Here is a 9627-nt window from a genome sequence, read left to right as displayed (position 1 = left end):
ACCATGGCTGACAAGATCGTGGTCATGCATGACGGCATCGTCGAGCAGATAGGGCCGCCGCTGGAACTCTATGACCGGCCGAACAATCTTTTTGTCGCCAGCTTTATCGGCTCGCCGGCCATGAATTTGCTGAGGGGCGAGATCGCTACCGACGGCTCACCCTCGTTCCGCGGCGCCGGGGGGATTTCGGTCCCGTTGGCCTCGGCACTTTCCATCCGCAATGGCGAGCCTGTGGTGCTGGGAATAAGGCCCGAGCATTTGCGGCTGTCCGACGACCAGGGCATTCCGGTCACCGTCGCGGTGGTTGAACCAACCGGGTCCGAAGTGCAGCTCATCGGCCGGACAGCCGGCGGCGAAGAGATCGTCGCGAATTTCCGGGAACGACATTCCTTTACGCCGGGCGAAACCATCCGGCTTACGGCCGAGCCCAGCCTTATCCATCTCTTTCACGCAGAAACCGGACAGAGATTCCAGACACGTATCGATCAGTAGGACCACAGGCAAGGACAACAACAGGAGGAAACGAGCATGAAGTTCACCAGACGCGACGTGATCCGCACCACCGCCGGCGCGGCGGCGGGTGCCTTGGGAAGTCGGTTCATCAGCTCTCCGGCCCTTGCCCAGGACGGACTGAAATACAAACCCGAGGATGGCGCCAAGCTTAGACTGCTGCGCTGGTCGCCCTTCGTCCAGGGCGATGAAGACCAATGGCTGGCCAACACCAAACGCTTCACCGAGGCGACAGGTGTCGAGGTTCGCGTCGACAAGGAAAGCTGGGAGGACATTCGTCCCAAGGCGGCGGTCGCAGCAAATGTCGGGTCCGGCCCCGACCTGATGTTCGTCTGGTTCGATGACCCGCACCAATATCCCGACAAGCTGCACGACGTGAGCGAACTGGGCGAGTATCTCGGCTCGAAATATGGCGGCTGGCACGAGGGACCTAAGCAATATGCGACACGCGACGGGAAGTTCGTCGGCCTGCCCCTGGCCACGATCGGCAATGCCATCGTCTATCGGGAAAGCTGGGTGAAAGAGGCCGGCTTTTCGGAGTTTCCCAAGGACACGAAAGGCTTCCTGGAACTTTGCAAGGCCTTGCAAGCGAAGGGACATCCGGCCGGCTTCACGCATGGTCATGGCGTCGGCGACGGCAACAACTATGCTCATTGGCTGCTGTGGAGCCATGGCGGCCAGATGGTCGACGAGAGTGGCAAGGTAACGATCAACAGCCCCGAGACCCTCAAGGCGATCGAATATGCGCAGGAGCTTTACAAGACCTTCATTCCAGGCACCGAAAGCTGGCTCGACGTCAACAACAACCGCGCCTTCCTGGCCGGCGAACTGGGGGTGATCGCCAATGGAATTTCCGCCTACAACACGGCCAAGATCAACAAGGACAAAGATCCAAAGCTGGCTGAAATCGCCAAGGACATACGCACGACCAACCTGCCCATCGGTCCTGTCGGCAAATCCGTCGAATTGTTCCAGGTGACCACGGCTGTCATCTTCAATTACACGCCCTACCCCAACGCGGCCAAGGCGTATTTGCAGTTCATGTTCGAGGAACCGCAAATGAAGGACTGGATCACCTCCTCGGCCGGATATTGCTGCCAGACACTGAAGGCATTCGACAACAACCCCGTGTGGACTGCCGATCCCAACAACGCCGCTTACGCCAAGGCTTCGGCTACTCTGCGGCCTAACGGCTATGCCGGGCCGCTCGGCTATGCCTCGGCGGCAACCATGGCCGACTACGTGCTGGTCGACATGTTCGCCAAAGCGGTGACCGGCCAGGCCACGCCGCAAGAGGCAATGGAAGAGGCCGAGAAGCGGGCAAATCGCTATTATCGCGTTTGAGCCGGCTCAGCCGGGCAGCGCCGCTGCCCGGCTGGCTTCGGATTGCGTCGCGGCCGATCCGGCCGATCAATGAGACCTCAGCAGGAGCCGACCCATGGCCGTGCCGTCAGCTGCTATCCAGCCGCGACCTTCGATCTTCTCACGGATTCTGTCGCGCTGGAGCGAAAGCCGGAACGCACTTGGCTTCGGCTTCATGCTTCCGGCGGCTGCACTGCTGCTTGTCTTCCTGACCTATCCGCTGGGGCTCGGCGTCTGGCTCGGCTTCACCGATGCCCGCATCGGCCGCCCCGGCATCTTCATCGGCGTCGAAAACTATGAATACCTGTGGAGCGACGCCGTCTTCTGGCTCTCCGTCTTCAACACCTTGCTCTACACGATCAGCGCCTCGATCCTGAAATTCGCGCTCGGCCTCTGGCTGGCGCTCATCCTCAACCAGAACCTGCCCTTCAAATCGTTCTTCCGCGCGATCGTCCTGCTGCCGTGGGTGGTGCCGACGGTGCTCTCGGCCATCGCCTTCTGGTGGATCTACGATTCGCAGTTCTCCATCCTGTCGTGGGCGCTCATGGAAATGGGACTGATCGATCACCGCATCAATTTCCTTGGCGATCCGGAGAACGCGCGCGCCTCGGTGATCGCTGCCAATGTCTGGCGCGGCATTCCTTTCGTGGCCATCACGCTGCTGGCCGGCCTGCAGACGATTCCCCAATCGCTTTACGAGGCCGCGACGCTCGACGGCGCCAGCCGTTGGCAGTTGTTCCGCTATGTGACGCTGCCGCTGCTGACGCCGATCATCGCCATCACCATGACCTTTTCGGTCCTGTTCACCTTCACCGATTTCCAGTTGATCTATGTGCTGACTCGCGGCGGACCGGTGAATGCCACCCATCTGATGGCGACGCTCTCGTTCCAGCGCGGCATTTCCGGCGGCCAGCTTGGCGAGGGAGCCGCGATCGCGGTGGCGATGATCCCGTTCCTGCTAGCGGCGATCCTTTTCAGCTATTTCGGGCTGCAACGTCGTAAATGGCAGCAGGGCGGTGGAGACTGACATGGCCGCGATCGAAACGAACAATCGTCCGAACACGGATGAAGGCGGCATGGGCTATCTCCAGAGCCTGCCCCGGCGCGTGGTCACCGTTTATCTGCCGCTCCTGATCTTCGTCATCGTGCTGCTGTTCCCGTTCTACTGGATGACGATCACGGCGGTGAAACCCAATCTCGAGATGACGGATTATGCCAATTTCAATCCGTTCTGGGTCGTCAATCCGACACTCGAGCATATTCGGTATCTGCTCTTCGACACATCCTATCCGGGCTGGCTTCTCAACACGATCATCATCTCGACCGCCTCAACTTTCCTGTCGCTGCTGGCGGCGGTGTTCGCTGCCTATGCGATCGAGCGCTTGAGGTTTTCCGGGGCGCGGCAGGTCGGCTTGGCAATCTTCCTGGCCTATCTCGTGCCGCCCTCGATACTGTTCATTCCCCTGTCGGTAATGGTGTTCAACCTCGGGCTTTACGATACGCCGTTCGCGCTGATCCTCACCTATCCGACCTTCCTCATTCCATTCTGCACGTGGCTCTTGATGGGCTACTTCCGCTCGATACCCTTCGAACTGGAAGAATGCGCGCTGATCGACGGCGCGAGCCGCTGGCAAATCCTGACCAAGATAGTTCTGCCGCTGTCGGTGCCCGGCCTGATTTCCGCCGGCATCTTCGCTTTCACCCTGTCATGGAACGAATTCATCTACGCCTTGACCTTCATCCAATCGTCCGAAAACAAGACCGTGCCGGTCGGCGTGCTTACCGAGCTCGTACGTTCGGACGTCTATGAATGGGGAGCCCTGATGGCAGGCGCGCTGATCGGCTCCCTGCCGGTGGTGGTGCTCTATTCATTCTTTGTCGAGCACTACGTCTCCTCGATGACGGGGGCGGTCAAGGAGTGAAGCTGAGGCGGAAATCCCACCCTCGGCGGACCATCGAAGCAAGCTCGTGGGTGCCAAGCTGATCGTCAGCTTCCGGCCAAAGGCGACGATGGAAAAATCTGCCCGATGGCGCGAAGCCGGCAGCTTCGATCCGATCCGCGCACTCCGCTCCCTCTCCTTCCCGCAAGCCTGCCACAAGCTTGTTGAGGCATGGTCTGGCTAAGGAAAACCGGTAAAAGGCGGACTTTCTTGGCGATTTCTCCACCCAGCGACATCGTTATGGATGTGGCACGCGCCGGCGCGGCGGCGGATCTCGAGACCGCCCGCGCCGCGCTGGCACAGCGGGCCGGCGGCGCTGCGGGCACGTTTTCACTCGACACCGCCGCTTCGGTCGATGCCGGCTCGATCCTGTCGCGCGCCACCGCCGACAAGGCCGCCGCTGCAACCGACCCGGCCAACAAATTCAAGAAGTTCGAGGCGATGGTGCTGCAGACCTTCATCCAGAACATGCTGCCAAAGGACACCGAGGGCGTCTACGGCAAGGGCCTGGCTGGCGACATGTGGAAATCGCAGCTTGCCGAGCGGGTGGCCGACGTGATGGCCGAACGCGGCGGCATCGGCATCGCCAAGTCGATGCTTGCCGACCACTATCTCGAAGGCAAGCGCGTGGTTCCGGTCGGTCCGGTCTCGGGCGGGTTGGAAAAGACCGAGATCGACCAGCAAAACAGCCTGTCGACCTCGCTGGTCCACCAATTGCAGCGCAAGGCTGCGGGGTCGATGACCGGTGACGAGACGACCATAAAAACAAACATCAAGATCTAAACTGGGAAACGCCATGGCCGACTTTTCAGAATCCACCCCCAATCTGCCAGCACGCACGACCGCGTCGGAAGCGCCGATCCCGTTCGCGCGGCCCGGCAACCTCGCCGCCATCATCGGTCGCATCGAGGAAGTGGTCGAGGAAGAGACGGCCGGTATCCGCAACGCGACCAACTATGATCTCAAGGCGTCGAACGCCCGCAAGAGCCGCTACCTCTACGAGTTGACGCGCGCCATGAAGGGCGGCAGCGAAGCCGAATTCCTCGAACAGCACCGCGAGGGCCTGACCCGGCTGCGCCAGAAGCTGGCGAAGAACGAAGCGGCGATCCTGGCGCATCTCAGCGCGGTCAACGAAGTCGCCAGCCTGCTGCGGCACGCCATCCAGCGCGCCGAGACCGACGGCACCTATTCCGCCGGCGAGTTCGGCTGGATGAAGGCATGATGCCGAACACAAGCGACACTTCGGAGATACTGCCGAAGCAACGGCGCAGTGCCGCGTCGCCTTCGCAAGGGACTGATCAAGGGACTGACAAGAGCCGATGATCAAGGTCATCGCCATCGCCGTCTGGATCTGCGCCGCAACCCTCGGCGCCGTGTTCTATTCGTTTCAGGCGGCCGGCGAGCGCGGTGTCGGCGAAACGCCGAAGCCGATGCTGGGCGGTCTCGACTACGTCAAGACCGACATCATTTCGGTGCCGCTGATCCGCGATTCTGAGATCGGCGGCTATTTCCTGACCAAGCTCGTCTACACCGTCGAACCCGAGCAGATAAAGAAGCTGTCCATTCCGGCCGAAGCGCTGATCACCGACCAGGTCTATTCCTACCTCTATTCCAATCCGCAGATCGACTTCACCAACAAGGCGACGATCGATCTCGATGCCTTCCGCGCCGCAATCCGCGATACCGTCAACGCGCGTGTCGGCGCGCCCTTGGTGCATGAGGTTCTGATCGACCAGGTCAATTTCCTGTCGAAGGACGAAATCCGCGACAACTGGCTGCGCCGCAAGAAAAGCGAGACGGCGAGCGAAATGACCAAGGCGTTCAAGGAACACTGAGTTGCCCCGGCTCGGAGTCCCGGCCTCATCGGGGCTCACCTGCCGCGACGGCAGGAACCAACCGCCCGAATTCGCGTTGACGTAAACGTCAACCCAAAGCTATATGCGGCAGCGACCGTGATCGCGAAACTGCGGCATGGGCTTCGGCTGGATCGAAGCGCCGTTGCGAGACAGATGCAACCAGACAAGGAGAACAGCGTGAGCGTTCAGGAGATTGCCGAGAAGATCAAGTCGCGCGTGGCCAGCAGCGGGTTCGATCGTTCCGTGAAATTCGACACCGGCAGCGACGGCGTCATCGTCATCGACGGCGCAACCGTCTCGAACACCGATGCACCCACCGACTGCACCATCAAGCTCTCGCTCGACGATCTGGATTCGCTGATCGCTGGCGACCTGAACCCGACAATGGCGTTCATGACCGGCAAGATAAAGGTCGAAGGCGACATGACCGTCGCCATGGCGCTCAGCCAGCTGATCGGCTGAAGGCATCCAGCCGCCCAAGCGGCACCCACCAAGCGCAAAAACGCCGCCTTTTCGGGCGGCGTTTTTGCATGAAATGCTGCCGGCTTCGTGTCAGGCCGCCGATATCAGTTCCTGCGCCTTCAGCTTGCGGCCGGCCGCCTTCAGCGTGCCGTGCACGCCGTCAAGCGCGCCTTCCACCAGTTCCAGCGCCAGCAGGCGGTGCCGCTCATAGGGTCCCGGCATGGCAAGTGAACCGGTCTTCTCGGCCGAGAAGCCGAAGCGCGCGTAATAGGGCGCATCGCCGACCAAAAGGATAGCGGCATGGCCGAGACGCGCCGCTTCGGCGATGGCATGGCGCATCAGCGCCGAGCCGATGCCGGCATTCTTGAGCGACGGGTCGACGGCAAGTGGGCCAAGCAGCAGCACGGCCGCACCGCCCTCGCCCAGCCTGACATCCCACAGCCGCACGGTGCCGGCCACGCCGCCCGAAGCATCGCGGGCGACGAAGGCCAGGCCTTCCGAGGGCCGCCGGCCACGCCGCAGCTTCTCCGACGACTTTTTCCTGCGCTTCGGCCCCATGGCCCGATCGAGCAACGCCTCGCGCGCCGCAACATCGGCGGCGGTTTCGGCGACCATCACAGAGGCCGGTGCGTGGCCCCCAATTTCAACTGGCATTTCCATTTCAACTGACATTTCCATTTCCGCAATCCCTGGCGAGCGGAGATCTGTTCCACAGGCGAGCCCGGGTGGACGACACGCGCCCACCGGGGATGATCTGATCGGCTCTCTCAGCGCATTTTCAGGCGAAGTTGTGTCCGGTTCGCCGTCCGAAAATGCGCTGAGGAAGCGCCGTCAGATCACATAGGATCGGAGAGGCTCGAAGCCGTTGAAGGCGACCGCCGAGTAGGTGGTCGTGTAGGCGCCGGTGCCTTCGATCAGCACCTCGTCGCCGATGGTCAGCGACAAAGGCAGCGGATAGGGCGTCTTCTCGTACATCACGTCGGCCGAATCGCAGGTCGGGCCGGCGAGCACGCAAGGTGCGGTCTCCGTGCCGTCATGCGGCGTGACGATCGGGTAGCGGATCGCCTCGTCCATCGTCTCGGCAAGACCGCCGAACTTGCCGATGTCGAGGAACACCCAGCGCACATTGTCATTGGCCGCTTTCTTCGAGATCAGCACGACTTCCGACTTGATGACGCCGGCATTGCCGACCATGCCACGGCCCGGCTCGATGATGGTCTCGGGAAGCGCATTGCCGAAATGCTTGCGCAGCGCCGAGAAGATCGCCTGGCCATAGGCCTGGGCGGCTGGCACGTCACGCAGATAGCGCGTCGGGAAACCACCGCCCATATTGACCATCTTCAACACGATGCCTTCTTCGGCGAGCGTCGCGAACACCACCTTGGCGTCGGCCAGCGCACGGTCCCAGGCGGTCAGGTCGGTCTGCTGCGAGCCGACATGGAACGACACGCCATAGGCGTCGAGGCCGAGCCCCTTGGCATGGCGCAGCACGTCGACGGCCATCGCTGGCACGCAGCCGAACTTGCGCGACAGCGGCCATTCCGCGCCCTCGCCATCGGTCAGCACGCGGCAGAACACGCGCGCGCCTGGAGCGACGCGAGCGATCTTCTCGACCTCTTCGACGCAATCGACGGCGAACAGGCGGATGCCGAGCTGGTAGGCGCGTGCGATGTCACGCTCCTTCTTGATGGTGTTGCCGAAGGAGATGCGGTCCGCCGGCGCACCGGCGTCCATCGCCATCTCGACTTCGGCAACGGAAGCGGTGTCGAAGGACGAGCCCATCGCAGCAAGCAGGCGCAGGATTTCCGGCGCCGGGTTTGCTTTCACCGCATAGTAGATTTTTGAATCGGGCAGCGCCTTCTCGAAGGCGCGGAAATTGTCGCGCACGACATCGAGGTCGACGACGAGGCAGGGACCGGTCGGACGTCGGGTGGCGAGGAAGTCAAGGATGCGCTGGGTGGCCATCGGGGTCTCTCCATCAGCGCCTTTCGGCGCGCAATAAGGCTGCGGGACGCGGGCTGTCAGCCTCGCGAACACGCGGTGGACAAAGGCGGGACGGATATCCATGGAACCAGCCGGTGGAGACCCCGGAACCATGAAGCGCCGTCTCGCGGCGGTGAACCTTGGCCTTGCCCGGCCTCGGTTCGCTTTGTCTGCCTTGGCTTGGATGGGAGACCCGTCCGCACTGCCGGCAATGAAGGTGTGCCTCTTCAGTAACCCCGGTTTTTGGACAACCGGCAGAACACCAGAAAGGCCCGCACCGTCGTTGCTTCAAGGTGTCCTCGGGCTGGCGGTTGGCCGCTAGACCGACTGGAGGGGTTGGCTCCAGTTACCTTACCGATTTCCCTCACCATTCGAGGATCGGCGGACACCCACAGGCACGTGCGACTTTGGGCAAGCGCGATATAAGGGCGAAGACTTTCACAATCAATAAAAATCGTATCGCAGGTTGTAAAATTTCTGGTGTCGAACAATGTTGCGGCAACCGTATCCGGATATCGAACGATGACAGGCACGCACGGCCCTCTCAACGCCTTTCTCGATCTTCGCCAGATGCCAGTGGCACATGCCCAGCTAGGCCCGCTGGCCGGCCTGCGGCTGGCCGTCAAGGACATCTACGACGTCGCCGGCTACCGCACCGGTTGCGGCAATTTGCAAAAATTCGCCGAAAGCCACGCAGCCTCGCGCACCGCACCCGCCGTGCAGATGATCCTCGATGCTGGCGCACGCTTCGTCGGCAAGACGCAGACCGACGAGCTTGCCTTCGCGTTGTTCGGCCAGAATGCGCATTTCTCGTTTCCGGTGAACCCGGCGGCACCCGACCGCGTCACCGGCGGCTCCTCATCGGGGTCGGCGGCGGCGGTGGCGGGCAGGCTGGCCGATATCGCCACCGGCTCAGACACCGGCGGCTCGATCCGCGCCCCGGCGAGCTTTTGCGGACTGATCGGGCTGCGCACCACGCATGGCCGCATTCCGCTCGACGGCACGATGAAGCTGGCGCCGAGCCTCGACACGTTCGGCTGGTTCGCCGACGACATCGAGACCTACGAGACCGTCGGCAAGCTGCTGCTCGGCCGCGATCCGCACCAGCACGTGTTGGACCGGCCGCTGGCGCTGGATTGGCTGGATGGATTGGTCGCCCGCCCGGCGCTGGCCGAATATGGTGAAATGAAGGGGCTGGCGGGCGCGGTCTTCGGCGTGCCGGCGACGCCGGCAATCCGCTTCTCCTCATCTCCCGATGAACTCTATTGGTGCTTTCGCCGGCTGCAGGCCAGGGAGGCCTGGGCGGTGCATGGCGAATGGATCACCAGCGGCGAGCGCGGCCTCGGCCCCGGTGTCGAGGAGCGTTTCGGCTTTGGCCGTGCCGTCGATGACAGGACAGCCCAGGCCGAGAAGGTGCGACGTCTGACCTTTCGCGGCGAACTGAACGCCCTGCTCGGCAGGAACGGCTTCCTTGTCCTGCCGACCGTGCCTGGTCCGGCGCCTTACGTGGACAG

General features: G+C 62.4%; 12 protein-coding genes. 10 read left to right on the top strand and 2 right to left on the bottom strand.

Annotated elements, in window-relative coordinates; genetic code table 11:
- The 9 genes from EN893_RS07860 to EN893_RS07825 all read left to right on the top strand — a co-directional run.
- The coding region (locus EN893_RS07860) for a TOBE domain-containing protein (protein WP_128361471.1) at positions 1–492 on the top strand (492 nt) is incomplete at its 5' end.
- A gap of 36 nt (positions 493–528) precedes the next feature.
- Entirely contained in the window at positions 529–1854 is a 1326-nt protein-coding gene (locus EN893_RS07855) for an ABC transporter substrate-binding protein (RefSeq protein WP_027038230.1), read from the top strand.
- Between the two features lie 94 nt (positions 1855–1948).
- Positions 1949–2899 (top strand): sugar ABC transporter permease, encoded by a 951-nt coding sequence (locus EN893_RS07850; protein WP_127271702.1) that lies wholly within the window; start codon positions 1949–1951, stop codon positions 2897–2899.
- Position 2900: 1 nt separating this feature from the next.
- Entirely contained in the window at positions 2901–3794 is an 894-nt protein-coding gene (locus EN893_RS07845) for a carbohydrate ABC transporter permease (RefSeq protein WP_127271704.1), read from the top strand.
- Between the two features lie 46 nt (positions 3795–3840).
- Complete coding sequence (locus EN893_RS38005; RefSeq protein WP_164748966.1) at positions 3841–3996, top strand: hypothetical protein; 156 nt, start codon at positions 3841–3843, stop codon at positions 3994–3996.
- Positions 3984–4595, top strand: coding sequence for a rod-binding protein (locus tag EN893_RS07840; RefSeq protein ID WP_164900756.1), 612 nt, complete (start codon positions 3984–3986; stop codon positions 4593–4595). Before EN893_RS38005 ends, EN893_RS07840 begins: the two co-directional genes overlap by 13 nt.
- Before the next feature lie 13 nt (positions 4596–4608).
- Positions 4609–5034, top strand: coding sequence for a hypothetical protein (locus EN893_RS07835; protein ID WP_127270030.1), 426 nt, complete (start codon positions 4609–4611; stop codon positions 5032–5034).
- 97 nt (positions 5035–5131) lie between these two features.
- A complete protein-coding gene (locus EN893_RS07830; RefSeq protein ID WP_127270032.1) occupies positions 5132–5647 on the top strand; it encodes a hypothetical protein in 516 nt (171 codons plus the stop codon).
- 198 nt (positions 5648–5845) lie between these two features.
- A complete protein-coding gene (locus tag EN893_RS07825) occupies positions 5846–6130 on the top strand; it encodes an SCP2 sterol-binding domain-containing protein (RefSeq protein ID WP_013529756.1) in 285 nt (94 codons plus the stop codon).
- A 90-nt stretch (positions 6131–6220) separates the two neighbouring features.
- Here EN893_RS07825 and EN893_RS07820 read toward each other — a convergent pair whose 3' ends face one another.
- A complete protein-coding gene (locus tag EN893_RS07820) occupies positions 6221–6790 on the bottom strand; it encodes an N-acetyltransferase (RefSeq protein ID WP_127270036.1) in 570 nt (189 codons plus the stop codon).
- Between the two features lie 171 nt (positions 6791–6961).
- Positions 6962–8095 (bottom strand): ornithine/lysine decarboxylase, encoded by a 1134-nt coding sequence (gene odc2, locus EN893_RS07815; protein ID WP_127272801.1) that lies wholly within the window; start codon positions 8093–8095, stop codon positions 6962–6964.
- A gap of 540 nt (positions 8096–8635) precedes the next feature.
- Between odc2 and EN893_RS07810 the strand changes: the two genes are divergently transcribed.
- Positions 8636–9627 (top strand): amidase (locus tag EN893_RS07810; RefSeq protein ID WP_128361470.1); only part of this gene is annotated, 992 nt, incomplete at its 3' end.

The organism is Mesorhizobium sp. M7A.F.Ca.CA.004.04.2.1, from assembly GCF_004022825.1.
Taxonomy (GTDB): Bacteria; Pseudomonadota; Alphaproteobacteria; order Rhizobiales; family Rhizobiaceae; genus Mesorhizobium.
This window is presented reverse-complemented; position numbering and strand designations above follow the sequence as displayed.

Excerpts from the sequence above, each read along its gene's own strand:
- EN893_RS07835 (WP_127270030.1), top strand. The coding sequence starts at position 4,609 with ATGGCCGACTTTTCAGAATCCACCCCCAATCTGCCAGCACGCACGACC.
- odc2 (WP_127272801.1), bottom strand. The coding sequence starts at position 8,095 with ATGGCCACCCAGCGCATCCTTGACTTCCTCGCCACCCGACGTCCGACC.
- EN893_RS07855 (WP_027038230.1), top strand. The coding sequence starts at position 529 with ATGAAGTTCACCAGACGCGACGTGATCCGCACCACCGCCGGCGCGGCG.
- EN893_RS07845 (WP_127271704.1), top strand. The coding sequence starts at position 2,901 with ATGGCCGCGATCGAAACGAACAATCGTCCGAACACGGATGAAGGCGGC.
- EN893_RS07850 (WP_127271702.1), top strand. The coding sequence starts at position 1,949 with ATGGCCGTGCCGTCAGCTGCTATCCAGCCGCGACCTTCGATCTTCTCA.
- EN893_RS07830 (WP_127270032.1), top strand. The coding sequence starts at position 5,132 with ATGATCAAGGTCATCGCCATCGCCGTCTGGATCTGCGCCGCAACCCTC.
- EN893_RS07820 (WP_127270036.1), bottom strand. The coding sequence starts at position 6,790 with ATGGAAATGCCAGTTGAAATTGGGGGCCACGCACCGGCCTCTGTGATG.
- EN893_RS07840 (WP_164900756.1), top strand. The coding sequence starts at position 3,984 with ATGGTCTGGCTAAGGAAAACCGGTAAAAGGCGGACTTTCTTGGCGATT.